We start from the raw sequence: 24,639 nt of genomic DNA on the forward strand, positions 1-24,639 counted from the left end.
GTCCAGGCGAAACCAGGAAAATGTCTTAGTTTTGCCCGACTCAGGGCAAAAAAGAGAGGCGTATCACGCTTCAGGCTGGGGACGCGGCGCCTGCGCATTCAGAAACGGCAGCAGCAGCAGGGCAGAGATCCCCGCAGCCGTGGCAATCACCGCAAAGAAGCCGCTCCAGTGCCAGATGTCGATCACCCACGCCAGCGGCCAGCCGGAGAGCGACGCGCCAAGGTAGGCAAACAGGCCGACAAAGCCGGTTGCCGCACCCGCCGCGTCTTTGTGTGAACACTCCGCCGCCGCCATGCCGATCAGCATCTGCGGGCCGAAGACAAAGAATCCGGTCGTGAAGAAGCAGGCTGCCTGCATCACATAGCTGGTAAAGGGCATCAGCCAGAGTGAACCCACGGAAAGCAGAATGCCGGCAGCGAAAATCAGGTTCATCGGGCCGCGATTGCCGTTAAACAGCCTGTCCGATCCCCAGCCGGCCACCAGTGCGCCCATCACGCCGCCCAGTTCGAACAGCGTAATGGCGGAGTTCGCCGTCACCAGGTCGACGCCCAGCGTCTCCGAAATGTAGAGGTTGCCCCAGTCATTAAGCGCGGCACGGACGACATAGACCAGCACGTAGCAGAGTGACAGCAGCCAGATGTAGGGGTTGAGCAGCACGTAGCGCGTCAGGATCGCCTGGCGGCTCAGGCCCGCACCTTCCTGCTGCTGCGCCATCTCCATCTCATCCTGTCGCCAGTCGCCCACGGCAGGCAGGCCCACGGTCTGAGGCCGGTCGCGCAGACGCCAGCAGAGAAACAGCCCGGCAAGGATCGCCAGACTGCCCGCAATCATCATCCCGGTTCGCCAGCCATACTGCAGCGCCACCGCGCCGATAATGATCGGGATGAGCGCGCCGCCCACGTTGTGAGCGGTATTCCAGAGTGCCCACCAGCCGCCCCGTTCGTTACGCGAATACCAGCTGGTGAGCAGGCGGGCGCAGACCGGCGCTCCCCAGCCCTGGAAAAAGGCGTTGAGGGTCCAGAGCAGCGCAAAGGCCCACAGCGAGGTGGAGAAGCCAAACAGGATATTGACCACGCCCGTGGCGATCAGGCCCAGCCCCATAAAGTAGCGCGCATCCGAGCGGTCGCTGACGATGCCGGAGAAAAACTTCGACAGGCCATAGGTGATGTAAAACAGCGTCGCCAGCAGGCCGATATCGGTTCGCAGCATGACACCGCTGGCGATCACTTCCGGGGCTGCCGCGTTGAAGCTCTTGCGGGTAAAGTAGAACAGCGCATAGCCGATCCAGATGGTCGCCATGATGTGGCGGCGCCAGTAGCGATAGCGGCTGTCAATCTCACGTTTATCCTGCAGCGGCGCCGCGTCAGGAGGCGTTTTCAGAAAGGTAAACACGGCAGTTCCTCAGACAGCCCGCAGCGGCAGGTGGACGCTGACGCGGGTTCCATGGGTGCAGGAGAGGGTCAGCGACCCGCCCAGCGCGGTGACGCGTTCGCGCATCCCGACCAGCCCAAAACGCTGCTGACCGGAGCCTGGCGGCAGACCGCAGCCATCATCTTCAATCACCAGCAGCAGGCGATCATCCTGCTGCCAGCCTTTGAGTATCACGGCGCTGGCGCTGGCATGTTTAACAACGTTGTTCAGCGCCTCCTGGCAGATGCGAAACAGCGTGACGCGCTGCGCTTCACTCAGCAGCGTCTCATCAATGCGCCAGTGAAGATGACTGACGATGCCGGCATCTTCCAGCTCCATCTCCCGCATAAGAGAACGGATCGCCTGCTCCAGCGAAAGGTCATCCAGCTGCCGCGGCCGCAGACGCCCCAGCAGTCGCCGCACCGCGTCATAAACGCCCAGCGAAAGTTGTTCAATGTGGACGCCACTCTGGATCACCCGGCTGTTGTCCGGCGCCACGCGCTGCACAATGCCCGCCTGTGTGCGGATCGCCGTGATCGTCTGCCCGATATCATCGTGCAGTTCACGCGCCACTTCCTGACGCACGCTCTCCTCCGTCTCCACCAGGCGTTCCGCCAGGCGCCGGTTGCGCGCCAGCTCACTCTGCAGGGAGTGGTTCAGTTCGCGCAGCCGCTGGATACCGGCACCCAGCAGCAGCCCGGTCAGGCTCTGGGCCAGCAGGGAGAGCAGCAGATCGACGGGATGATCATGCCAGGTCTGGCTGGCGATCAGCGCGATGGCATTCATCAGCGTGGCGATCAGTGCGCCCTGCCAGCCGTAGTGCCAGGCCAGCGCAATGATGGGCAGCGCCAGACAGAAAGGGGTAAAGCGTGACAGCTCCGCAGGCAGGCCAAGCTGCAACCAGAGGCTGATGACAAACAGCAGCAGATACCAGACAAGATGCCGGGCGCGCCAGTTGACCGGCTGCGAAATCAGCGACGGGCCCAGCGGCTGCCAGCGGGTTCGGGTGAGGTAGTGCCAGAAGACCAGGCAGGTCGGGGCCAGCGTCAGGCCGCCGGTCAGCGTCAGCAGCAGGGTGTTGAGCATCTCCGCCTGACCGGCCCAGGGCAGAGACTGCAGCAGCGCTGCGGCGATCAGCGCCGCGCCCTGACTCAGCAGCGTGCGCCAGTCACGCTGGTGGCGGAAACGGGAGATCAGCGCCACCGGCAGCAGCGTCAGCACGCCGCCCGCCATCAACAGCGGCAGATGCGCCAGGGAAACGGCCTTCGCCAGCCAGAGCAGCATGACCCACTCAGCCGCCAGCAGCACCGGCCAGTAACTGCGCGGGCATTGCAGCATCAGCCCCAGACGCAGGCCAAACGGGAAGAGCAGCACCGCCAGCTCCGGGCGTTCAACCAGGTGCAGGCTGATACTCCACAGGCAGAACCAGGCTGCCGAGAAGAGGAAGAAGCTGGCGACCACTGAGATCAGCCGGGAGAAGAGAGGGCTCATTGCCAGCCATCAAACATGCGGCGCGCCAGCTCCACATCGTTGCTGACGCTGAGCTTCTCCATCAGGTTGGCGCGATGGACATGCACGGTTTTTGGTGACAGGCCGAGTTCAGCCGCAATCTCTTTGACCGCCATGCCCTGAGAGAGCCTCTCTGCGACCTCACGTTCGCGACGGGTCAGCGGATCCTGACGTCCGGCGGCCAGTTTAACCGCAATCTCTGGCGTCAGATAACAGCCACCGGTGGAGACGGTGCGCACCGCCGCGATCAGCTCATCGGGGCGACAGCGTTTGGAGAGAAAGCCACGCGCACCGGCATTCAGCGCCTGTTCAACCAGTGCCGGGCTGTCGTGTACAGAGAGCATGATCGTGGCGAGCCCCGCCGGAAGCTGGCTCAGTAACGCCAGCCCGGAGAGATCCGGCATGGAAATATCGCAGATGCAGACCTGGACGCCCCGGCCCGGTAACCCTGCCAGCGCCTCACGGCCGGAGCCGAACTCCGCCACCACCTGAAAATCAGGTTCCAGGGCGAGCAACTGGGCAAAACCGGAACGGACGATAAGGTGATCGTCAATCAGCGCGAGGGTAATCATGGCGTTTCCTGGCAGGTAAAATCGCGCTTACCTTAGCGATAAGCGTGAAGCTGTTCAAGTCGTGACCACTCTACAGGATTGCGGGGGCGGGCGGGGTGACAGCGGTCAGATCGCTGGCGATCGGCAGATTAAATCTGCCGGGCAGCACCCCACCCGGCCGATCAGAACGCACTCCGTTCGATCAATGCAGACAGCACTGCTTATATTTTTTGCCGCTGCCGCACGGGCAGGGATCGTTGCGGCCGGGCTGCTTATCGACGGTCACCGGCTGTTGCGGCACCGGCACCGCCTCGGGCTGCGAGATCCAGTGATCGTGCAGCGCCAGCGCAGCGGGGCGGATAGCTTCGATGCTGGCTTCCATCTCTTCCGGTGTCATGGCGTCGAGCTTTTCGAGGTTCTCTTCGGTGCCATGCAGGGCGATAGCGTCCAGCGCAGGCTGAAGATCCGCGGGCAGCGCCGACCAGTCGGTCAGTGCGACGCCACGCATATAGCCGAAGCACCACTCTTCCACCACGGTAAACTCCAGTCCTTCCATCTCACGGATGCCAAACAGCGGTTCGAACTGCTCCGGGAATTCCGCTAAGCGGTCTGCCACGTCATTCATATGCTGGAAGCAAAGCGACATAAAGCGCGTCATTTCGCGCTCGTTGCTCCATTTCGGAATCTGTTTCTCGCCACCCCACAGGGCCACCAGCCACTGGCTGGGTTCCACGGTTACGGGACCGGAGAGGATCGCCGTCAGCAGACCATCGAGTTCGGAGACATCGAGAATCGACGCTTCGCTGCCATACTTTTCCAGCATATCTTCCAGCCATTGCAGCTCTTTTTCGGTCAGTGGGCCTTCTTTCATGCGGTTGCCTCCCGGGCATATCTAAATTTCAGCGCGGCGTTGAGCCTTAAAACCGCAGCAGTGTACACCCTTGCGGGCAGCAACACAGCTAACGCTGTCCGGCATCAGCAGGGTTAACCTGCGTTTAACCCCCCTTTTACCCCATTATGCAGGCGATAGCCCGCCGCACTTTATGGTACCTTTTTGCGCTACGGCCAGCCTGCTGCGCGATAACTCTACTTAACTGAATGATTACTCTATGAAAAAGGAATTTTCTGGCAGCCGGATCGCTGCGCTCTGCCTCAGACGGCTGGCTCAGGTCGCTCAGCGGATCGGCAGACCCTGCGGGATCGCTGCGGCGATCGTTCTGCTGACCGGCTGTGGCACCCTGTCGCAAACCTCCGCCCCGGTCAGCGACCGTGTCTACCTGACGCATGCCACTTTCAACGAAAATGTCGATGACATCGTACAGCACTACATGCAGCAGAAGCAGGTTCCTGGCATCAGCATTGCCGTCATCCATCATGACGAGCCAACACACTACTATTCATTTGGCGTCACTGACCGGGTGCATCGCTATCCGGTGACCCCGGACACCCTGTTTGCGCTGGGATCGCTGAGTAAGGGCGTGACGGCCGAGGTGATTATCCAGCTGGTGGATCAGGGCGAACTGCACTGGAGCGACACGCTGGCCGATCTGCTGCCCGCGGGCGTGCCGCTGAGTCGTGACGCACGCCGCATCACGCTGCTGCAGCTGGTGACGCATACCTCCGGTCTGCCGCGGCAGGACATGGATCTGCCGATGCTGCACCAGTTCGTCCGCTATCTCGGCACGGGCGAGAACTTCTACGGCAATCTGGACAGCGATAGCGTGCTGAGTTACCTGGCGGATTTCTCTGCTCCGGCGGTTCGCAGGCCGTGCTACTCCAACCTCGGCTATGCGCTGCTGGGCTTCATTCTGCGCGAGCGCTTTCATCAGGATATCCAGACGCTGGCGTCCCGGCTTATCTTCGCCCCGTTAAAGATGGATCAGAGCAGTTTTGAGCCGGAAACGCTGGCGGGCTATCCGTGGCGCGCGCTGGGCCACGCCGGCGATCAGCCGAAATTTATCCGTCGCGGGGCGCTGACGCCTGACTGGCATTTTCACGGCAACATGGTGGCGGCGGCCAGCCTTTACAGCAGCGCGCGGGATCTGAGTCGCTACCTGCGCGCGCACCTTACGGCCACCGGTGATGCAGAACGGGACAGGGCGTTTGCGGCGGTGAACCGTGCCTGGTACCGGCAGGGCGCACAGACGCAGAATATCGCCTGGATCACCGAGACAACAGAAGGGCAGCCGATCACCTATCAGGTGGGGTACATCGGCGGCTATGCGAGTTTTATCGGCTACGATAAAGGTCACGGTAACGCGATTGTGGTGCTGCAGAACGGTTTTAACTGGAGTAACTATTTAGGCATTGCGCTGTTGGTCGATCTGGCAACTCAGGATAAAGTGGTCGCACAGCGATCCGTTACCGCTGACCAGGGCGCCATAAAGTGAATTGCGCTGTGTTGCCTGGCACATAGCGTCATCGCGCCGGAACTGAAGTGCGATAAATTTAGCCTGACTGTCAAAATTCAACGTGGAAATCATTATGCGCAGGACTCAACGTGTACTTTTATCAATGGGATTACTGGTTGGCTCACTGAGCCTGATCCCTGCTGTTCAGGCGGCTGGCGAAGCCACCGACAGCGTTCCGCCTCCGCCGCAGATCCAGCCCGCTAACCCGGATGCCCAGCCGCAGTCTGGTGCAGGCAGCGCCCAGCCGGACAACGGTGCCGCACCGAGCCAGGCACCGACCAGCTCACCGTCTAACGACGGCATTACGCCGACGACGCCTACCACGCCGTCAACGGCCAACAGTGCGCGCCCGAATTACGATCTCAGCACCATCATCATCGACTACAAACAGTACAACATCGGTGACACGGTGCCAGAGAAGTACACGGATAAAACCTACACCATCGTTGAGTGGCAGAAACGCAATCTGCCGGCCCCGCAGGAGAACACCCACTGGGCCTACATCAACGCCAACTACATCCTGATTACCAATGACACCGGCAAAATCGTCATGGGGAAATCGGGTGATATCTTCTTCCGTGGCTAAAATAATCAGCCGGTCGTGATGACCGGCTTTTTTTCAGCCGAAGCGCTCAGCCCCAAAACTGGCCAGCATCGGATGCTTCTCACCGGTCACGATCTCCTCCGCCAGCAGCTCGCCGACAATCAGCGCCAGCGTGGCACCCGAATGGGTGAAGGCCACATAACAGCCCGGCACCTTCTGCAGTTCACCCAGCACCGGATCGCCATCGCCCGGAATCGGCTTCAGGCCAATCTTCCAGCTCTGCACGCTGAGCGGCTCGTCGCCGCGTAACAGCCGGCTCGCCTCCGCGGCCAGCGTGGCCACGACATGTTCATCAATATGGTAATCGCCGTCGGCCAGCGGCTGGATATCCGCCTCATACCAGTCATGGTCCAGCGCGTAGCGGTTGCCGGGATTTGGTCTGATGGCGGCGCGCGGGGTGTTGAGCACCGCTTTCAGCTGATGCCCGGCCGGTTCCGTGATCACCAGCATCGAGACCGGCGAACCATTGGGGATCGTCACGCCCAGCGGGGCGACCACGTCCGGGGTCCAGGGGCCGCAGGCGACCACTACCGCATCCGCCCGCATCTCCCCCTTGTCACTGCGGATGCCGCAGGCCCGGCCCTGGTCGGTGATCACGGCGGCTTTACCGGCGTGTTCGATCACTTCGCCGCCGCGTGACCGGAACTGGTTCAGCAGATAATCCACCAGGTGCGGCAGGCTGACCCAGCCTTCACCCGGATTAAAGATCGCCTGCGACGGCAGCGCATCGGGATCGACCGTCGCATCCGCCAGCGCCACGTTATCGGCACTCATGAGCTGAGAGTCGTAGCCGTGCGCCTTCTCATAGGCGTGTCGCGCCTGCGTCCCGGCCACATCGTTGCTGAACCAGCAAAGTCCGCCATCAAAACGCAGCCAGTCGAGGTCAGGGTGCTGCGCAAACAGCGTGCGATAACGATCGATGCCCGCCATGCGCAGCGCATGATAGGGCCGGGAGCGCTCACCCGCCGAATTGAGCCAGGAGAGTGAACGTCCCGACGCGCCGGAACAGACCTCCGCCTCGGTCACCAGCGTCACCGCCGCCCCGCGTTTTGTCAGCTCCAGCGCCGTCGAAACACCCAGCACGCCACCGCCCAGTACCACCACCTTCATTTCAGTTTTTACCGCCATTGTCAGGTTCCTTGCTCAGTTACAGCACTTCAGAGAGAAAACGTTGCAGGCGCGGCGACTGCGGCGCGTCAAAAATGGCGTCTGGCGGCCCGGCTTCCACAATCTCGCCTTCGTCCATAAACACCACCTGATCCGCCACTTTGCGCGCAAAGCCCATTTCATGTGTCACCACCACCATCGTCATGCCGCGACGACAGAGATCCGCCATCAGCGTCAGGACCCCTTTCACCAGTTCGGGGTCAAGAGCGGAGGTGGCCTCGTCGAACAGCATCACCTCCGGATCCATCGCCAGCGCCCGGGCTATCGCGACCCGTTGCTGCTGCCCGCCGGAGAGATCGCGCGGCCGGTGATCGGCGCGCTGACCTAAACCGACCTCTTCCAGCCGCTGACGCGCAATCGCCATCGCCTGCGCCTTGGGCAGGCCTTTGACACACCAGGGGGCGAGGGCGACGTTCTCCAGGGCAGTGTGATCGGGGAAGAGATTGAAGTGCTGAAACACCATGCCAATCCGCAGCCGCAGCGCATCAGGCTTGTCGCGCAGCACGGAGCGGTCGGCCAGCAAAACATCCCCCGACTGCGGTTCGTGCAGCCGGTTGATACCGCGCAGCAGGGTCGATTTACCCGATCCCGATGGCCCGATAATGCAGGTGGTGGTGCCGGGGGCCACCTGCAGTGAGACCTTACGCAGCACTTCAATCGGGCCATAGGCGAGGGTCAGATTGCGCAGCTCCAGGCTGGCGCCGCGCCAGCTCGCGCCATTCAGATTATTCATGGTTGCCTCCCATCCGGGGGTGAGTGACCAGAACGGCGCCGCCGGACGGTCTGACCTCATCCACCTCTTTCAGACCGCTTTGCGGGGCCGTCAGACGACGGCGTCCGGTGCGGTAGCGCACATCGACATAGTTGACCATGTGCGTCAGCGGCACCGTGATCATCAGATAGAAGAGTCCTGCCAGCATCAGGGGCGACAGGTTGCCGGTCAGCACCGCCGCATCCTGACCCACGCGAAACAGCTCACGCTGCTGCGTCATCAGGCCGAGCAGATAGACCAGCGACGAATCCTTGATGATGGCGATGAACTGGTTAACGATGGCGGGCAGCACGCGACGGATCCCCTGTGGGATGATGACCCGTCGCATGGCCCGGCCATAGCTCATCCCCAGCGCACGGCACGCTTCCAGCTGGCCGCGTTCCACGCTCTGGATACCGGCGCGAAAAATCTCGCCCATGTAGGCGCTGGCGATCAGGCTGAGGGCGAAGATCCCCAGCGGATAGGGTGTCGGACCGAACAGCTGATAGCTGAAGCGCGCCAGACCCTGACCAATCAGCAGAATGGTCAGAATGGAAGGCAGACCGCGAAACAGATCGGTATAGAGCCGGGCAGGCACCCGCAGCCAGCGCGAGGGCGAGATGCCCATCAGCGCCAGCAGCAGGCCAAACAGCGTGCCGAGCAGTGTCGCCGCCAGTGAGATAATCACCGTGTTGACCAGCCCGGTGGTCAGCATCTGCGGCAGTACTTCCCTCATTGATGAAAAATCAAAGAAGGTGCGGGAAAGAATCGTGAGCAGCTCCATCGCCGTCTCCTTGCAGAGCGGGGCATCCCCCGGTTAACTCAGGACGTAAACGTCCACCTCTTTACTGACCGCCAGGCAGATACTGTTTTGGCATCGGCGATCCGGGGAACCACTTCTGATAGAGCCGTTGCCAGGTGCCATCCTGCATCGCAGCCTTGATGGCGTTGTCCAGCGCGGCCTTGAAGGCGGGTTTACCTTTGGCAATGGCAATGCCCGCCGGTGCATCAAAAGAGGGGATATCGGCGGCAGAGACCAGCTTAAAGCGTTCGGCGTAGCTTTTGGCCGCCTCGTAGTCGAGGAAGACGGCGTCGAGCGTGCCGTTGTTGAGCGCAGAGACCGCGCTGTTGTTATCCGGGAAGCGCACCAGATCGGTCTGCGGGAAGTGCTCCACGGCATAGTTCTCCTGGAGCGTGCCCTGAACCACGCCGAGCCGGTGCTTTGCCAGCGTGGCGACATCTTTCACGCCGCTGTCATGACGGGTCAGAACGGTGAGGAACCCGGCCAGATAGCCGGTGGAGAAATCGACCGTTTTTTCCCGCGCCGGGGTGATGCCAATCGCCGCCACCGCCGCATCGTACTGACCGTTGGCGACCGCGGGCATGATGGCCGAGAAGTCCTGACCAATAAAATCGACCTTATCGATGCCCATGCGGTGGGCAACATTTCTGAAAAATTCGACGTCGAAGCCGGTGAACTGACCGCTGGCGTCGGTGAAGGTGTAAGGCTTTGAGTCGCCGACGCTGGCGATGCGAAGCTGACCCGGTTCGATCAGCCCATAGGGATTGTTGTCGCTGGCGGCCAGAACAGAGAACGACAGTGAACAGAGTGCGAGTGCGGTGCCGAGCAGTTTGCCCAGTGTGATTTGCGATTTCATAGCTCATCCGTTTTTGCAGGTTTAAACATCAGAGACTGTTGAGCCAGTAATTCTGATTGAGACCGGTCTCAACGCAGGTGGCACCTTAAGACAGAAACATTGTGAGACCGGTCTCAAGGAGTTACAATGAGTTTAAGCACAGCCTTTTTTCGGCGTCAATATTCCTGTCATCAACCTGTGATTCGAAATAATTATGACCAGCCAGAACAGACGATCCAAAGCGCCGACCGTGGCAGATGTGGCGCGCGCAGCAAATGTTTCCAAAGCCCAGGCAGCGCGCGCGCTGGGTGGCTATGGCGCGGTCAGCGATGAGGTGCAGGAGCGGGTCAACAGCGCCGCCTCCGCGCTGGGCTACCGGCTCAATGCGCTGGCGCGCAGTATGAACACCGGCCGCTCCAATACTATCGGGGTGATTGTCGGCGATATTGAGAATCCTCACTTTGGTCTGGCCCTGCGTGGCATGGCGGACGTGGCGCGCACGGCGGGTTACCATCTGCTGCTGAGCAACAGTGATGAAAAGCTGCAGGCGGAGCAGGATGCGGTGCGGGTGATGCTGGAAAAGCGGGTCGATGGCATTATCGTTGCGCCCTGCTGTTCAGCCCTGGAGCAGAACGCGCATCTGATTCAGGTGCAGGAAGAGGGCAGAGCGCTGACGCTGTTCGATCGCGCGGTAACCGGTCTTGATGTGGACGCGGTCTGCTGTGAATTTACCGACGTGGCCGCAGACGTCACGGCCCGGTTGCTGGCCGCGGGGCATCGCCATATCGCCTATATCACCAGCATGGCGCTGACCACTGACTACAGCACGCCAGACGATTTTGGCCTGACGCCGGTCGCCCAGCGCGTGGGCGGCATGATGCAGGCCTTTGCTGACGCAGGCGTGCCGTTTGATCCGTCGCTGGTGCAGGTGAACGCGCTGGACGAGGCATCGATTAGCCGTATCGTCGCGGCGCTGTGGCAGCGTCCGCAGCCGCCCACCGCGCTGGTGGCGTCTGACAGCGTGGTCGCCATGTGGCTGCTGCGCGAAGTGACGCAGCGCGGGCTGCGTATCCCGACCGATCTCTCTTTTGTGATGTATGACAATTTCCCGTGGAGTGAGATTGTGACGCCACCGCTGACGGTCATTGCGCAACCGGTCTATGAAATGGGCCGTGAAGCCGCACGACGTCTGATCGCCGCCATCCGCGGTGAGGCCCCCGGCCCCGTGCCGCGCTTCGATGCCCATCTGATGATCCGCCACTCGATTGCTGCGCCGGCCTGAGGCGCGCTGAATCACAGCCTAGCCCGGCCAGCTCAGTATCCGGCTTAGCTGGCGCGTGGCTGCAATGATTTGCGTGTCGCTGCTGTTGCCATAGCCCATAACCAGGCCCTGCTGCACCGGTTCAGCCAGATAAAATTCAGACAGGGCAGCGGGAGCAAAGCCTGCCTGATGCAGCTGGCAGGCAATCACGGCATCATTGTGATGGGAATCCAGTGGCAGCACCAGATGCAGTCCGCTGTCACCCCCCAGCAATGGAAGCGACTGACCCGCCGCACGCTGCAGTTCGGATCGCAGTAATTCCTGACGCTGACGATAGAGCCGACGCATCTTGCCAAGATGGCGTCGATAATCGCCACTGAGAATAAAACGGGTCAGGGCCTGCTGTTCAGGACGGTTGCCGCCACGCAGCAGCTGATGAAGTGCCGGTGTCAGACGACTGACCAGCGGTGCGGGGAGTACCATGAAACCGATACGCAGCGCAGGGAACAGGGTCTTGCTGAAAGAGCCAAGATAGATAACCGGGGCGTTATCCGTCATGCCCTGCATCGCCATAATGGGATCGCCGTGGTAATGGAAGTCACCATCGTAGTCATCTTCAATAATCCAGGCCCGATGCTGTCGTGCTGCCGCAATCAGCGCCAGGCGTCGCGCCGCGCTCATCACGGCACCGGTGGGATACTGATGCGTCGGGGTGGTATAGATCAGCCGTGGCGGGGCCTGCTTCCAGTGTCCCGGCTGGGGGGCCAGCCCCTGATGATCGGCAGGAATCGGGATCAGATTAAGTTCTCCGGCCCGAAAAGCCGCTTTGGCTCCGCGATAGCCAGGTTCTTCAATCCAGCCAGGGTCGCCCGGATTGCTAAGCAGGGTAACGCACAGCATCAGCGCCTGCTGCACCCCTTCCGTGATCACAATCTGCCTGGCGTCACAACGCACCCCGCGCGTGATACGCAGATGCTGCGCCAGCGCGGTACGCAGTTCCGCATCGCCAAGGGGATCACCATAGCCGAGCAGCTGCGGTGGCGTATGGCTCATCACCTGACTCAGCGCCCGTCGCCATGCCGCCACAGGAAAATGGTTCAGAGCGGGTATACCGGGACGAAGGGGCAAGGCGCCGGTGTCGACCCAGGGTCTGCGTTGAAAGACATCGATCCGTTTTGCCAGCGGCCAGCGGGTAAGCGTATCGTCATCCACCTGTCCGGCTGGCAAAGCCAGCGGCGTGACCCGGCTGCCTTGTCGATCGCTCATCAGATAGCCCTCTGCCTGTAGCTGCGTCCAGACGTTGAGCACGGTATTACGTGAAACCTGCAGTTCAGAAGCCAGTTGCCGTGTGCCAGGTAAAACGGCTCCGGCAGCAAGCTGCCCCTGCAAAATGCCCTGCTTTATCCGCTGATAAAGCTGCTGCTGTAGCGTCGTACCGGTTACCGGTGCTAAGGGAGCCAGCAGTAACGGGGGGATTTCTGTCGGCATCGTCTGCTTCCATGGATCTATGATTTTCCCTGATTGTGGTACTTTTTAACCCACCATAACAGTGGCACTCTGCTGACATTATCTGCAGCCGGGAGGCGATATGTCACAACACCTTAATCACTATGGTCAGCCGGTCGGCCAGCCTTTGCCAGACTGGCAGCCGCGTCCTCTGCCACAACATCAGGTTTTCACCGGTCAGTCGTGTCGGCTGGAGCCCTTCAGCGCCGCGCGGCATGGAGAGGCCCTGTCTGACGCCTGGGCGCTGGCGGAAGATGGGCGCGACTGGACCTATATGTTTATGGGGCCGTTCGATGATCCCCAGGCGTGGCAGGATTATCTCCGGCAGCTGGAGGCCAGCCGCGACCCGCTGCATTTCGCCGTGATCGACCTCGCCACCGGAGAGGCGGTGGGCAGCCTGTCGTTAATGCGTATCCAGCCTGAACATGGGGTAATGGAAGTCGGGCATGTCGCTTTTTCGCCCCGTCTGAAGCAGACGCGCATGGCAACAGAGGCGCATTTCCTGCTGATGCAGTACGCCTTTGAAACCCTGGGTTACCGCCGGTATGAGTGGAAATGCGACAGCTGCAATGCGCCTTCTCGCAGAGCCGCGGCACGCCTCGGTTTTCAGTATGAAGGTGATTTCCGCCAGGCCATTGTCTACAAAGGTCGCTCGCGCGACACCAGCTGGTTTTCGATCATCGATCGCGAGTGGCCGCAGGTGAAAAGCGGGCTGCAGCGCTGGCTGGCGGAGGAGAATTTTACCGCCGATGGTCAGCAGCGTGAGAAGCTGGAAGCCCTGCGCGGCAGGTCCTGAAGCGGTGGCGACAAAGTAAGAGGCCTCTGCAAAAACGCAGAGGCCTGAAGAGAAAAGAGGGGATTAAGGCTGGGGCACGATTTTAAGTTCGACCATGCCAATGCCCAGTTTGCGCGGGTCCTGCCCCGTGATATTGCCGGTGTTGCTCAGCTGAGGTTCAGGCGGGGCGATCACCAGCTGGTGGCTGGCGTCCGGGTTATCAAAATGCAGGGTATGGGTCGAGATCGCTTCGCCCAGCGACAGCAGCTGCTGTTGATTGCCCACGCGAACCGGAATCGGCCGGTGCACATTCGCGCCGTAAGCCCGCGCCGTGATCACCAGATCGAACTTCGCGGGCAGGGCTTCGACGTAGTCGATATGCACCTCAGGCGCGAGATTGGCATTTGACCAGCGTCCCCAGCTCTCCGGACGTGAGATGCCGCTGAAGCTTTTCACACTCAGCGGCGCGCCGGGGATATCAAGCCGGAAGCTGTCAGCGCTGTAGCGGATATTGTTATCTTCGATACGGATCTGCGCCAGATTTTGCTGATAACGTGCATCGCTGATCGGCCCGTCCGGGAACTGCACCCGGCCTTTCCATTGCGGTTTGTCGATGTGGGTAACGGACGGTGTGCCGCCGGTTTGCCCCATCGCCACACAGAGATCGCCGGAGAGGGCCAGCGACGGCTGCCAGAGTCGCGCCATTTTAAAACAGCGATCGACCCAGACGAATTTATCGACTGCCGCGAAATCGGCCAGCTGATAGCGCAGCGGTGCCGAATATTCCCCTTCCGGCATCGGCTCAACGTGTTTGTCGCTGATGCGGAACAGAATCGGCAGCTTAAAAGTGGTCCCGGAGAAGCTGAAGGTATTCTTCGTCTGATCGACGGTGAAGTTCTCCATCTTATTCGGGAAGTTCCAGAGCTGAATGATATCGGGCTTCCAGCTCATGACCTTGCTCTTCATATCGTCAAACTGCGTTGAGAGCGACAGCGAAGAGAGGCTGCTGCGGCCCAGGCCTATCGCATTATCGCCGCCGAGAATATCCAGCAGCGTAGCGCCATTATCCAGCGTGCTGCGCTTTGCCTCCAGCAGCTCCGCCTGCGGTTTATCCCCGCGGATCACCATAAAGAGATTGCGACGCGGCTGTTTGATCAGCCAGGGATGCGCGGTGTTGTTCATCGCCAGATGATCGGAACTCACCACGATTACGGTATTTTTAAACCACGGTGACGCTTTGATGCGATCGATCAGCCGCGCGACGTGCTCCTGTGAACAGGCAACCGCGCTGAAGGACTGGTTCGGTTTCCCCTCTATGCTGTAGCTTCGGCGCTGACAGCTGCGCGAGATAAATCCGTCAGGATGGTGGGTGTCGACGGTCAGCGTAAACAGGGCAAAAGGTTTACCGGCCCGGGAGAGCGCCTGATACTTCTCAAAGACTTCGTCGAGCACCGTGTCGTCATAATAGCCCCAGTTATTGCGGTAGCTGGGATCGGCGACGCGGCTTTTCAGCTCCTGCGAACCATAGAGGTTGGCAGGATCGAAGCCGTGCGATTTCAGGAAGACATCCTTACCGGCAAAACGCAGATCGGCACCCTGAATAAACCAGTTCTCATAGCCGGAGTTTTTCAGGATGTCGCCCAGACAGACATTTTGCGGATAGAAGCTGGAGAGTGACGCCGACGCATTACCATCAAACGGGGCAAACAGCGGAATGCCGCACTGTGAGGCGACCATGCCCGCGATCGTGTAATCGGTGCCCGGCAGCTGTTCGGTCTGGCTGAAATCGATACTCTGCTCTTTCTGACGGCTCAGCTCAGGTGCCAGACCGGGGAAGGCAATCGGATCAAAATAGGTGCGCTCTAAACTCTCGCCATAGATATAAACCACGTTGAGGCGCGGCTGTTCAATGCGGTTACGCGGCACTTTATAGAAGGTGTCGAAGTCAGAATCGGCCAGCTGGGTATGCGACACGATCAGCGTCGCGACCTGACGAAAGGCGGGGGTAGTCTGCACCGAGCCAATCGCGCAGGCGGCCGCCAGCAGCGACCAGCCCAGATGATGAGGACGCTTACGCCGCCGCAGCACCCAGGAGAGCAGGCAGAACAGCAGAAACAGCACGATGATCAGCCCGATGGCCGGCACCACATATTTACTGACGCCCGCGCCGGTCAGGCTGTTAGTCAGGGTATAGATCACCGCATCGTTAATGCCGTCGCCGGTGAAATAGTTACTGGCGTAGAGGGTGGCGTTCAGCACCACAAATATCACCAGCAGAACAAGAACAAGCATAAACCAGAATCTGTTACGCCCGGCTTTACAGGAATAGATAGCAATAGCAGCCAGAAACAGCACGACTGACACAAATTCGGACAACGGGAAATCCTCTCTCTGCAGGGGGGCGCGGGGCGTCACGCAACCGGCCATCGTCGGGGGATGGTTTTTCGACAATCTATATTGGCTGTCATCGGGCTGCAACATATCCGGCGGATTTGTGCGAGGAAGCGCAGAGGGATTTTGTGTCGTGCCTGCCGGGTGTTCAGCAGACGTGACGGTGGCTGGCGCGCACCGTCAGCAGAGCAGGCGTCCGGGCCGCTTTTCAGAGTTTGCCGGTCAGATACTGCGCTTCGCCGTCGGCAAAACTCCAGTCGCCTTTGTCATTGGTGATAAAGCTGATCATCAGATCGTTGCCCTGCACGCCGCAATGCTCACGCAGTTCGCGCGCCAGCTCTGCCATAAATCGCTGTTTCTGTTCGCTGCTGCGCGGACTTGTAAAGACCCGCACCATCACCAGATTATCGCTGCGGCTGAATCCCAGCCCGGTGTCCTGAAACACCATCTGATAGCGTTTGTTTTCATGAACAATCTGATAGCGATCCCGTTCCGGCACGTTAAAGGCGGTCAGCACGGCCCGGTGCGCGGCATCCAGTAATGTACGCAGCTCAGATTCTGAACGACCCTCAATAACATCAAATTGCAGCAGTGGCATAGCGGATTCTCCTGAGAAATAAGAGGTCTATGGTGACGGCTTTATCCGGCGGGAAAAAGCGCGTAGCCTGAAATGATTATTCATTATTGTGAACAATGCTGATGAAAGAGATGAAGACGGACACCCTGTGGGAGCATCTGCACTGGCTGACGGTACTGGCAGAGCAGGGCAGTTTCACCCGCGCGGCAGCGCGGCTGGATGTCAGCAAAGCGGCGATGAGCCAGAAGATCAAAGAGCTGGAGGAGAGAGCGGGTCTGATGCTGGTGCAGCGCACCACGCGCAGCGTGCGGCTTACCTCCGCCGGTGAGAAGCTGGTGGAGGAGCTGCGCGAGCCTTTTGCCCGCATCGAACAGAGTTTTTTCAGCGTGCGGGATACCGCCGGACCGGTGCGGGGTCTGGTGCGCATCACCGCACCCGTGGCGTTTGCCCGCCAGCAACTGGTGCCGCTTATCGGCGAGTTTCTGCGCGACTATCCGCAGGTACGCCTGCAGCTGGATGTGACGGATCGCCTTGTCTCGCTGAGCAGCGAGGGGTTTGATCTGGCGATTCGCCACAGTGACACGCTGCCGGAAACGCACGTGGCGCTGCCACTGTGCGACACGCAGACCGTGCTGGTGGCCTCGCCAGCCTATCTCAGGGCGCAGGGCGTGCCGGAGAGGCCGCAGGCACTGGCGCAGCACAACTGCCTTTACTACCCGCGCGGCGTCGAGTCACCGCGCTGGCGGTTTGTCGCGCCGGGGGAGAGCGAAACGGTTCAGGTGCAGATTCAGGGCAGCTTTGCCACCAACAACAGTGAGTCGATCCGTGATGCGGCCCTGCAGGGTCTGGGCATTGCCATGCTGCCCGACTTCAGCGCCCGTGAGGCGCTGTCAGCGGGATCGTTACAGCGGGTGTTGCCGGAGTGGCAGCCGGTCGGCGCTTTTGCCGCCCGCCTGTGGATCGTGCGACCCTGGGCGGCGCAGGTGCCGCGCGCGGTCACCACCTTTACACACTGGTTACGCGCCCGCTTTAACCACTGAGGGCAGTGCCAGTCCCGGCGAGCGGGTATGCATCATCTCCCCAATCAGGCTGCTGCGGTTATAGAGGCCGATGCGCAGATTGAAGTCGAGATGCAGCCGCTCATTGCCGGTTAACTTAATAATCGGTGGCGGCATCTGGGGACGCTGCTGAAACAGTACTGACTGCGCAAAGGCGCTGCTGCTGTCGGCGTGCAGGCGCTGATAATACCAGGCGCTGGCTTCACCTTTACGCAGATAGAGATTGGCCCGCCGGTATTCACGCATCGCCACCTGCTGCGCCAGTGAGAGCAGCTGACGGGACGGGTTATCCATATTCTGCACAAGCAGCGGAAAGTCATCGCGTTTCTGCAGCTCATGGAAATAGTTGCGGATGCCGACATTTTTAACCGGCGCCAGCTGTTTCAGCCATTCACGGATAAAAGGGTTCTGCGCCGGGGCGGCCAGAAACCAGCTTTCAATGACCGGCGCAAGCAGGTTCAGCGTTGACTGCTCACGGTAGTAGCCGATCAGATCCAGAGACCGCGCCTCGTGAACGCGATGCACCCAGGCGAGATCCTCGAACAGCAGAGTGCTGCAGTCAATGCCGATGCCGCCGTAACGGTGAAGCAGTTCCAGCCGGATGATCTCACTTTTATGCGCCAGCGTCAGATCGGCTGAGATAAACCGGAGGTCGGGCAGCCATTGCGACAGGGTGCGCTGTGTCACCAGATAAACCTGGTGATCGGGATTATCCCGCCGTATTTTGCTGATATTGAGCGCCATCGAGGCAGGCAGCTGTTCATTATGCCAGACCATCCAGACAATCTTTGGAATCTCCGGCAGATCTTTCTGCTGAGCGATTAAAACGACATTATCTTCCTGACCCGGATCATATTCCGGCGCCCGACAGAGTCTTTGCTGTTTTTTATTCCACAACATCTGGCTGCTGAACGATATTCTTTTCCAGTTGCGCCAGATTTTATGCGCTGGACGTTGGCGATGTGCAGTCATGATATACCTGTTATTTTTATTTTCCCGTCATAGTGCAGACTCTGCCTGTTCGCATGTGGCGCAAACAGGCGGCATTACAGACTGGCTGCAACCCCGAGGCGTGCGGGAATTATTGAAAGGGTTTCCCTGGTGGCGACGCAGTGCCTGAGCGCGCGGTAGTTTCCTCACGGCTATCTGGAATTGCACTGCACCTTTTTAATAAAACATTATTTACTGATTAGCTATGCCTTTTTTTGACTTTAGGATAAAACGGAATCAGGCCGGGCATGAAATAAAAATAAACGTGTGGCCATAATTAATCATTTATTTCATCCCGGCACGCGCCGTTATTAAGGAATATCTGAATCGCGAGACCGTGGCGCTTACGGGAATGCGGGAGCGGGCGTGATTGCGCTTAATGTGTGACGTAAGCCCGGCTCATCAATCCGCCGAATCAGACAGCCTGAAGCGCATTGTCTACGCTTAAGAAGAACTTACTGAGTAAGGAGCGCACATGCAGAGTGAATCATGGGGTTTGCTGGCGGTCGATAAGCGGGGCAATCGCGTCCTGTTTCTTAATCCGGAGACGTTTGCGGTTGAGCGGGAACTGAACGCCTTTCCACCGCGCCCGCATGAACTCCTGATGCTGGCCCCCTGGGGTAAAGCCTATGTGCCGGTCTATGGCGACGGCGTGCATGGCGACAATCCCCATCCGGGTCATAAAGTGGCGGTCATTGATTTAACACGTCGGACGATCAGCGGGTTTATCGATCTCTCGCCGCTGCGGGCACCCCACAGCGGTCAGCTGGGGCGCGACGGTAAAGTCTACCTCTGCTGTGAGGAGAGCGCCGCCGTGGCGGTGATCGATCCACAGAGTGACAAGGTCGAAAAAGTTATTCCGATCCCCTCGCACAATGCGCATCGCCTGACGCTCTCTCCCAGCGGCCGCAAGCTCTTCACCGATAACGAAGAGGATGCCACCATCACGGTGGTGGATCTGTGTGAGGCGGAAGGGCGGGTCATCGACACCATTCTGCTGCCTGGCCCGATTGCCGGTATCGCGGCCTCACCGAAACACCCTTACCTGGTCGCCAGCGCGGCTGACGCGCCGCTGCTCTATGTGATCGATCGGCAAAGCCACCGCATCCGTCAGCGCCTGACGCTGCCGGGCCATCAGCAGCCCTGCCAGGTGGTGCGCTTCAGCGACGATGGCGAACAGCTGGTGGCAATAGGGGATCAGGAACCCCTGGTCACGCTGTTTGACGATTTGCTGAATCCGCTGGGTGACATCGCGGTGGGTAACATGCCGATGGATGGCTGTTTTACCCCCGACAAAAAGCAGCTGCTGATTGCCAATCAGGATGATGGCACGCTGAGCGTGATCGATCTGGCGCAGCGTAAAGTGATTGCCACGCCGCGCGTGGGAACGGGGTGTGAAGTGCTGGGCTATATTTCGCTCGATCAGATAAACGGGCGATGATAGATCGCGGAACTCCAGTGACGGCTGCTGGCATGCTTCTCCGCCTGCCAGCCGCGTTTACGTAATTCCCGGGCAATCATCTTGTTCATGATGCCGTGGCCCAGCAGCAGCACGGTGCCCTGAGCGGAGTACCCGATTAACTTTTCTGCGGCCGCCGCGGCGCGCTGGCGCGCATGAGGCAGCGACTCCGCATCACCCGCATATCCGCAGAACCAGAGCAGCCGCAGCAGCGCCAGCCAGCAGAGGATCGGCAGCTGCATCGCGCCCATTCGCAGCATCGGCACGGCAACTTCGCTGAACAGAGCATTCACCTCATGCGGCTGCAGACCAAGCTGACTCAGGGAGGACTGCGCGCGGGGCAGGGGACTGCAGACAACAACCGCCGCCTGACGGGCAATGTGGACAGTGCGCGGGGGCGGTCCGTCACTGACCTGTGACCGATCGTAGGCTTCGCACCAGTCTGCCAGCGCCTGCACGCTCAGACGGCCTGCGGCCTGATGATCGGGTTTACCGTGTCGCATCAGAATAATGGTCATACATCCTCTGCCTGGCCTTTTTTTCAGGGTAACGCATTATTTGCGCGCGCAGCGATTTTTCAGCCTGATCCTGAGTGTCATCCTGCGGTCACAGAGCTGTGCGACAACAGAGTCCGATGAAAGCAGCCCCGCCTGTTTATCACGCTTAATGATTAGAGAAAGTGCTGACTTAACGCGAGTGATGACTTTTTTTTGTGCAAAGTGAGGCGCTGTTAACTGGCTGAATTTGCGATAAAAAACCATGATGACGCACTGTGATAGTGAAGTCTGACTAACATTTTGCGGCGGGATCGCTTGATTTATCTACGCGCGTAGATACACTAGGTCCCCAGTGATTGCTCACGGTGCTCGATGCACAGTCGGCTCCATCGATTGTTAAGTTACATTCGCTCAGTTTAAGTGACCGGTTAAAAAAGATCGGCGAAAACGGGCGAGGCAGATGATTCCAACACCAGGGAATCCTTTAACCTTTCATCATGGTTAGTCAACTGAACGTCGCCACCGGGGAATTCCGCTTTTATCAGGGAATCGACCCATGGACGGGCGTTTATCGATCTGCATACGCATTCAGGGATAGGGTTATGACGGCACACAATTCCGTTAAGCAGCAGGCATCACTGTCATCCACTTCAGCCGCCGATGCGCGGTTTAACACCCCCTCAGGCCGCAAAGATTTCTGGCGCGCCACATTCTCATGCTGGCTCGGAACGGCGATGGAGTACGCGGATTTTGCGCTCTATGGTCTGGCTGCCGGTATCATCTTCGGCGATGTCTTCTTTCCCGAATCGACACCGGCCATGGCGCTGCTCTCCAGCTTTGCCACCTGGTCAGTCGGCTTCGTTGCCCGGCCTATCGGCGCACTTTTCTTCGGCTGGCTCGGCGACCGCAAAGGGCGAAAAGCGGTCATGATCACCACCATCATTCTGATGGGGGCCTCCACCACCTTTATCGGCTTAATCCCCAGCTATGCCACGATTGGCGTCTGGGCACCCGCCTGTCTGGTCCTGCTGCGCTTCACGCAGGGGTTCGGTGCGGGTGCAGAGCTCTCTGGCGGTACGGTCATGCTGGGCGAGTATGCGCCCGCAGAACGTCGCGGGCTGGTCGCTTCCGTTATCGCGCTGGGCTCTAACAGCGGCACACTGCTGGCGTCGCTGGTCTGGCTGCTGGTGGTGCAGATGGATCAGCAGAGCCTGCTGGCGTGGGGCTGGCGTATTCCTTTCCTCAGCAGTGCGCTGATAGCGCTGGTGGCATTGTGGATCCGGCGTCACTTGCGCGAAACCCCGGTTTTTGAGCGCAGAAAAGCGGAGATGGAAGCGGCGCGCGCCGGTGTGCTGGCGACCCCGCCGGTGAAGGATACGCGGCCGTTCTTCCAGCGCACCCGCGCCTTCTGGACGATGGTGGGGCTGCGCATCGGTGAAAACGGTCCCTCCTATCTGTCGCAGGGCTTCATCGTCGGCTATGTCGCGAAGGTTCTGCTGGTGGATAAGTCGGTTCCGACCACGGCGGTGTTCCTTGCGTCGCTGCTGGGTTTACTGATCATCCCTTTTGCGGGCTGGCTCTCTGACCGTTTTGGCCGCCGGATCGTTTATCGCGTCTTCTGTCTGCTGCTGATGCTCTACGCCTGGCCCGCTTTTACGCTGCTGGATACGCGTGAACCGATGCTGGTCATTCCGGTGATTGTGGTGGGCATGGGGCTGGCGTCGCTGGGTATTTTTGGTGTGCAGGCCGCCTGGGGCGTGGAGATGTTCGGCGTGCATCATCGCTACACCAAAATGGCGGTGGCGAAGGAGCTGGGTTCGATTCTCTCCGGCGGCACGGCACCGCTGATTGCGGCTGCTATGCTCTCTTATACCGGACACTGGTGGCCGATTGCGGTCTACTTCTCGGCGATGGCCGCGACTGGATTCTTGACCACCTTTGTTGCGCCTGAGACGCGAGGGCGGGATCTCAATCTGCCTGATGACGCCATCTGACAGGGCAAAACGAAATAAGCAGCAGGCCGTGTAAAGCGGCCTGTTTTTTTAGGGAGGAAAGTGATGTGCCTAAGTCGTTAACGGGAAAAGTGACCCGCAGTGAAGTGGCGAAAGCGGCAGGCACCTCAGTGGCAGTTGTCAGTTATGTCATTAACGACGGGCCGCGTCCGGTCGCCGAGGCGACCCGGCAGCGGGTGCTGGAGGCGATTAAAGCGACCGGTTACCGGCCCAATGCGGCTGCACGGGCGCTGGCGTCCGGCAACACCAAAACCTTTGGTCTGGTCGTGCCGAACATCGGCAATCCGTTTGTTGCGTCCATGGCGCACGTGCTGTTGCAGGAGTCGATGAACCACGGTCATGTCATGCTGCTGGGCGATGCCGGTGACGATCGCCGGCGCGAACTGGAGCTTATTCAGGGGCTGCTCAACCGGCAGGTCGATGGCCTGTTTTATAACAGCGTCGATCGCCATCCTTACATCGACCTGATTAAGGCGAGCGGCACGCCCCTGGTGATGCTGGAACGGGTGGAACCTCAGCCGGGCGTGAACATGCTGCGCGTCAATGAGCGCCAGGCGGCCTGGCAGGTCACGGCACATCTGCTGAGCCACGGCTATCAGCAGGTCGGCATCATCACCGGTCCGGTCGATATGCTTAATGCGCAGGATCGTATTCAGGGCTGGCGCGATGCCATGCAGGAGCGCGGCCTGCCGATTGATGAATCGCTGATGTTTCCCGCCAGCTACACCCCGCAGGGGGGATATGAAGCGGTGCAGACGATGATCGCCCGTGGCTGCGTGCCCCGCGCGCTGTTCACCAGCAACGAAGGTCAGGCGATTGGCGCAGTGCGGGCCTTTTCGGAGCATCAGATCCGGGTGCCACAGGATGTCGCGCTGGTCTGCTTCAACGGGACCAATCAGTCATCGTTTCATGTTCCGACATTAACGACCGTGCGTCAGCCACTGCGCGAGATGGCGCGTGCGGCGATCCACATGCTGAAAGAGGGGCAGAGCGAAGCCCAGTTAAAGGAGTTTCCACACTATCTTGAAATCGGTGAATCCTGCGGCTGCACGCCGCAATCTCAGAGTTAACGAATAAGAAGATGAAAAGAATCATTATTGATTGCGATCCCGGTAATGGGATTGCAGGTGCCAACACCGATGATGGCCTGGCAATTGCGCTGGCCTTAGCCTCACCCGGCCTGTCGCTGGAATTAATCACCACCGTGGCGGGCAATACGCCGAGTGAGGTGGGCGCGCGCGTGGCGAAAGATCTGATTGCCCGGCTGGGACTCACCATCCCGGTGGTGCAGGGGGCGACACAGGCGCTGCAGGAAGATCCGGCGCCGTGGCGCGAGACGCTCGACAACCGGGTTAATCAGCTGGCGCTGGCCGATCTCTGGCAGGATGTCCGTCAGCCAGCCGATGTCACCGCGGATGGATTTGACGCGGCTGACGCTATCGGCAGGCTGATTTGCGACAATCCGGGCGAGATTACGCTGGTGGCGATTGGCCCGCTGACGAACGTGGCGCTGGCGATGCAGCGCTATCCCGCGATGGCCGAATCGGTGGCAGAGATTGTGGTCATGGGAGGCGTCTTTGCGCTGGATGACTATATCAAAGACACCAACTTCGGCCTGGACCCGGAAGCGGCGCACCAGGTGCTGCACAGTGGTGCTGCGGTAACGCTGGTGCCGATGGATGTCACCACGCAGACGCTGCTGACCCAGCAGGATCTGACCCGGCTGACCGCCGTCGATCATCCGCTGGCCGACTTTGTGCGCGACACGCTGCGTCCGTGGATCGCCTATTCGATGCAGACCCGTCAGCTGGCGGGATGCTGGATACACGATGCGCTGGTGGTCGCCTGGCTGCTGAATCAGCGGGTCGCCTCAGGAATCGATTACCGGGTCGACATTGAGCTGCGTCCCGGTGCCACGCGCGGCAAAAGCTGGCGTTATCGGCAGCCGCTCCGGCTCTCTGTCGGTGTGCCCGAGCAGTGCGGCGCCTCGGTGCATGTCCTGCATCGCGTCGATAACACGCTGCTGTTATCGATCCTTGAGCAGGCTTTCAGACGCCTGATTAGCTGAGCAGA

22 protein-coding genes are annotated in these 24,639 nt (G+C 60.0%); 9 read left to right on the forward strand and 13 right to left on the reverse strand.

Annotated elements, in window-relative coordinates:
- Window positions 1–63 precede the first annotated feature (63 nt).
- From CKF42_RS04875 to CKF42_RS04890, 4 genes are all read right to left on the reverse strand, one after another.
- Entirely contained in the window at window positions 64–1,392 is a 1,329-nt protein-coding gene (locus CKF42_RS04875) for an MFS transporter (RefSeq protein ID WP_111207671.1), read from the reverse strand.
- A gap of 9 nt (window positions 1,393–1,401) precedes the next feature.
- On the reverse strand, window positions 1,402–2,901 hold the full coding sequence (gene uhpB / locus CKF42_RS04880) for a signal transduction histidine-protein kinase/phosphatase UhpB (protein WP_111207672.1): 1,500 nt from the start codon (window positions 2,899–2,901) through the stop codon (window positions 1,402–1,404).
- Window positions 2,898–3,491 (reverse strand): transcriptional regulator UhpA, encoded by a 594-nt coding sequence (gene uhpA, locus CKF42_RS04885; protein ID WP_111207673.1) that lies wholly within the window; start codon window positions 3,489–3,491, stop codon window positions 2,898–2,900. The genes uhpB and uhpA overlap by 4 nt, the downstream gene beginning before the upstream one ends.
- A 181-nt stretch (window positions 3,492–3,672) precedes the next feature.
- Window positions 3,673–4,341, reverse strand: coding sequence for a YecA family protein (locus CKF42_RS04890; protein WP_046101153.1), 669 nt, complete (start codon window positions 4,339–4,341; stop codon window positions 3,673–3,675).
- Window positions 4,342–4,579: 238 nt separating this feature from the next.
- On the opposite strand from CKF42_RS04890, the gene CKF42_RS04895 reads away from it, so the two are divergent.
- Window positions 4,580–5,860 carry a serine hydrolase gene (locus tag CKF42_RS04895; RefSeq protein WP_199559857.1) on the forward strand — a complete coding sequence of 427 codons (1,281 nt, stop codon included), beginning with the start codon at window positions 4,580–4,582 and terminating at the stop codon, window positions 5,858–5,860.
- 94 nt (window positions 5,861–5,954) lie between these two features.
- Window positions 5,955–6,467, forward strand: a complete 513-nt coding sequence (locus CKF42_RS04900; protein ID WP_111207674.1) for an RcnB family protein — start codon at window positions 5,955–5,957, stop codon at window positions 6,465–6,467.
- Between the two features lie 33 nt (window positions 6,468–6,500).
- On the opposite strand, the gene CKF42_RS04905 is transcribed toward CKF42_RS04900, so the two are convergent.
- The 4 genes from CKF42_RS04905 to CKF42_RS04920 all read right to left on the reverse strand — a co-directional run bounded on the left by CKF42_RS04905 (window position 6,501) and on the right by CKF42_RS04920 (window position 10,061).
- Window positions 6,501–7,613 carry an FAD-binding oxidoreductase gene (locus CKF42_RS04905; RefSeq protein WP_111207675.1) on the reverse strand — a complete coding sequence of 371 codons (1,113 nt, stop codon included), beginning with the start codon at window positions 7,611–7,613 and terminating at the stop codon, window positions 6,501–6,503.
- A 19-nt stretch (window positions 7,614–7,632) separates the two neighbouring features.
- Entirely contained in the window at window positions 7,633–8,385 is a 753-nt protein-coding gene (locus CKF42_RS04910; RefSeq protein ID WP_009092290.1) for an amino acid ABC transporter ATP-binding protein, read from the reverse strand.
- On the reverse strand, window positions 8,378–9,187 hold the full coding sequence (locus CKF42_RS04915; protein ID WP_009092289.1) for an amino acid ABC transporter permease: 810 nt from the start codon (window positions 9,185–9,187) through the stop codon (window positions 8,378–8,380). The genes CKF42_RS04910 and CKF42_RS04915 overlap by 8 nt, the downstream gene beginning before the upstream one ends.
- A 61-nt stretch (window positions 9,188–9,248) precedes the next feature.
- Window positions 9,249–10,061, reverse strand: a complete 813-nt coding sequence (locus CKF42_RS04920) for an ABC transporter substrate-binding protein (protein ID WP_058958261.1) — start codon at window positions 10,059–10,061, stop codon at window positions 9,249–9,251.
- A 193-nt stretch (window positions 10,062–10,254) separates the two neighbouring features.
- On the opposite strand from CKF42_RS04920, the gene CKF42_RS04925 reads away from it, so the two are divergent.
- Window positions 10,255–11,322, forward strand: coding sequence for a LacI family DNA-binding transcriptional regulator (locus CKF42_RS04925; RefSeq protein ID WP_111207676.1), 1,068 nt, complete (start codon window positions 10,255–10,257; stop codon window positions 11,320–11,322).
- Between the two features lie 18 nt (window positions 11,323–11,340).
- On the opposite strand, the gene CKF42_RS04930 is transcribed toward CKF42_RS04925, so the two are convergent.
- Window positions 11,341–12,789: a PLP-dependent aminotransferase family protein gene (locus CKF42_RS04930; RefSeq protein ID WP_111207677.1), complete on the reverse strand. Its 1,449-nt coding sequence runs from the start codon at window positions 12,787–12,789 to the stop codon at window positions 11,341–11,343.
- Window positions 12,790–12,889: 100 nt separating this feature from the next.
- On the opposite strand from CKF42_RS04930, the gene CKF42_RS04935 reads away from it, so the two are divergent.
- On the forward strand, window positions 12,890–13,603 hold the full coding sequence (locus tag CKF42_RS04935; protein ID WP_111207678.1) for a GNAT family N-acetyltransferase: 714 nt from the start codon (window positions 12,890–12,892) through the stop codon (window positions 13,601–13,603).
- Window positions 13,604–13,666: 63 nt separating this feature from the next.
- On the opposite strand, the gene opgB is transcribed toward CKF42_RS04935, so the two are convergent.
- Window positions 13,667–15,958, reverse strand: coding sequence for a phosphatidylglycerol--membrane-oligosaccharide glycerophosphotransferase (gene opgB / locus CKF42_RS04940; protein ID WP_111207679.1), 2,292 nt, complete (start codon window positions 15,956–15,958; stop codon window positions 13,667–13,669).
- Window positions 15,959–16,181: 223 nt separating this feature from the next.
- The gene (locus CKF42_RS04945; RefSeq protein ID WP_009092284.1) at window positions 16,182–16,571 is read right to left on the reverse strand and encodes a tautomerase family protein; all 390 of its coding nucleotides are present in this window, start codon (window positions 16,569–16,571) and stop codon (window positions 16,182–16,184) included.
- Between the two features lie 101 nt (window positions 16,572–16,672).
- Between CKF42_RS04945 and CKF42_RS04950 the strand changes: the two genes are divergently transcribed.
- Window positions 16,673–17,590 (forward strand): LysR family transcriptional regulator, encoded by a 918-nt coding sequence (locus tag CKF42_RS04950; RefSeq protein WP_111207695.1) that lies wholly within the window; start codon window positions 16,673–16,675, stop codon window positions 17,588–17,590.
- Here CKF42_RS04950 and CKF42_RS04955 read toward each other — a convergent pair.
- Window positions 17,567–18,580 (reverse strand): glycosyltransferase family 32 protein, encoded by a 1,014-nt coding sequence (locus CKF42_RS04955; protein ID WP_111207680.1) that lies wholly within the window; start codon window positions 18,578–18,580, stop codon window positions 17,567–17,569. The two genes, CKF42_RS04950 and CKF42_RS04955, sit on opposite strands and share 24 nt — an antisense overlap.
- A 493-nt stretch (window positions 18,581–19,073) precedes the next feature.
- On the opposite strand from CKF42_RS04955, the gene CKF42_RS04960 reads away from it, so the two are divergent.
- Window positions 19,074–20,039, forward strand: coding sequence for a WD40 repeat domain-containing protein (locus CKF42_RS04960; RefSeq protein WP_111207681.1), 966 nt, complete (start codon window positions 19,074–19,076; stop codon window positions 20,037–20,039).
- Here the strand turns inward: CKF42_RS04960 and CKF42_RS04965 are convergent.
- Window positions 20,021–20,575, reverse strand: coding sequence for a histidine phosphatase family protein (locus CKF42_RS04965; protein ID WP_009092279.1), 555 nt, complete (start codon window positions 20,573–20,575; stop codon window positions 20,021–20,023). The two genes, CKF42_RS04960 and CKF42_RS04965, sit on opposite strands and share 19 nt — an antisense overlap.
- Before the next feature lie 581 nt (window positions 20,576–21,156).
- Between CKF42_RS04965 and CKF42_RS04970 the strand changes: the two genes are divergently transcribed.
- The 3 genes from CKF42_RS04970 to CKF42_RS04980 all read left to right on the forward strand — a co-directional run bounded on the left by CKF42_RS04970 (window position 21,157) and on the right by CKF42_RS04980 (window position 24,634).
- The gene (locus CKF42_RS04970; RefSeq protein WP_111207682.1) at window positions 21,157–22,548 is read left to right on the forward strand and encodes an MFS transporter; all 1,392 of its coding nucleotides are present in this window, start codon (window positions 21,157–21,159) and stop codon (window positions 22,546–22,548) included.
- Window positions 22,549–22,613: 65 nt separating this feature from the next.
- A complete protein-coding gene (locus CKF42_RS04975; RefSeq protein WP_058958268.1) occupies window positions 22,614–23,636 on the forward strand; it encodes a LacI family DNA-binding transcriptional regulator in 1,023 nt (340 codons plus the stop codon).
- A gap of 11 nt (window positions 23,637–23,647) precedes the next feature.
- Window positions 23,648–24,634, forward strand: coding sequence for a nucleoside hydrolase (locus CKF42_RS04980; RefSeq protein ID WP_111207683.1), 987 nt, complete (start codon window positions 23,648–23,650; stop codon window positions 24,632–24,634).
- The last annotated feature ends 5 nt before the right edge of the window (window positions 24,635–24,639 follow it).

This window comes from Pantoea sp. ARC270, assembly GCF_003236725.1.
In the GTDB taxonomy this organism is placed as follows: Bacteria; Pseudomonadota; Gammaproteobacteria; order Enterobacterales; family Enterobacteriaceae; genus Pantoea; species Pantoea anthophila.

Coding starts and splice junctions, on each gene's coding strand:
- uhpB (WP_111207672.1), bottom strand. CDS start 2,901: ATGAGCCCTCTCTTCTCCCGGCTGATCTCAGTGGTCGCCAGCTTCTTC.
- uhpA (WP_111207673.1), bottom strand. CDS start 3,491: ATGATTACCCTCGCGCTGATTGACGATCACCTTATCGTCCGTTCCGGT.
- CKF42_RS04890 (WP_046101153.1), bottom strand. CDS start 4,341: ATGAAAGAAGGCCCACTGACCGAAAAAGAGCTGCAATGGCTGGAAGAT.
- CKF42_RS04895 (WP_199559857.1), top strand. CDS start 4,580: ATGAAAAAGGAATTTTCTGGCAGCCGGATCGCTGCGCTCTGCCTCAGA.
- CKF42_RS04900 (WP_111207674.1), top strand. CDS start 5,955: ATGCGCAGGACTCAACGTGTACTTTTATCAATGGGATTACTGGTTGGC.
- CKF42_RS04905 (WP_111207675.1), bottom strand. CDS start 7,613: ATGGCGGTAAAAACTGAAATGAAGGTGGTGGTACTGGGCGGTGGCGTG.
- CKF42_RS04910 (WP_009092290.1), bottom strand. CDS start 8,385: ATGAATAATCTGAATGGCGCGAGCTGGCGCGGCGCCAGCCTGGAGCTG.
- CKF42_RS04915 (WP_009092289.1), bottom strand. CDS start 9,187: ATGGAGCTGCTCACGATTCTTTCCCGCACCTTCTTTGATTTTTCATCA.
- CKF42_RS04920 (WP_058958261.1), bottom strand. CDS start 10,061: ATGAAATCGCAAATCACACTGGGCAAACTGCTCGGCACCGCACTCGCA.
- CKF42_RS04925 (WP_111207676.1), top strand. CDS start 10,255: ATGACCAGCCAGAACAGACGATCCAAAGCGCCGACCGTGGCAGATGTG.
- CKF42_RS04930 (WP_111207677.1), bottom strand. CDS start 12,789: ATGCCGACAGAAATCCCCCCGTTACTGCTGGCTCCCTTAGCACCGGTA.
- CKF42_RS04935 (WP_111207678.1), top strand. CDS start 12,890: ATGTCACAACACCTTAATCACTATGGTCAGCCGGTCGGCCAGCCTTTG.
- CKF42_RS04945 (WP_009092284.1), bottom strand. CDS start 16,571: ATGCCACTGCTGCAATTTGATGTTATTGAGGGTCGTTCAGAATCTGAG.
- CKF42_RS04950 (WP_111207695.1), top strand. CDS start 16,673: ATGAAAGAGATGAAGACGGACACCCTGTGGGAGCATCTGCACTGGCTG.
- CKF42_RS04955 (WP_111207680.1), bottom strand. CDS start 18,580: ATGACTGCACATCGCCAACGTCCAGCGCATAAAATCTGGCGCAACTGG.
- CKF42_RS04960 (WP_111207681.1), top strand. CDS start 19,074: ATGCAGAGTGAATCATGGGGTTTGCTGGCGGTCGATAAGCGGGGCAAT.
- CKF42_RS04965 (WP_009092279.1), bottom strand. CDS start 20,575: ATGACCATTATTCTGATGCGACACGGTAAACCCGATCATCAGGCCGCA.
- CKF42_RS04970 (WP_111207682.1), top strand. CDS start 21,157: ATGACGGCACACAATTCCGTTAAGCAGCAGGCATCACTGTCATCCACT.
- CKF42_RS04980 (WP_111207683.1), top strand. CDS start 23,648: ATGAAAAGAATCATTATTGATTGCGATCCCGGTAATGGGATTGCAGGT.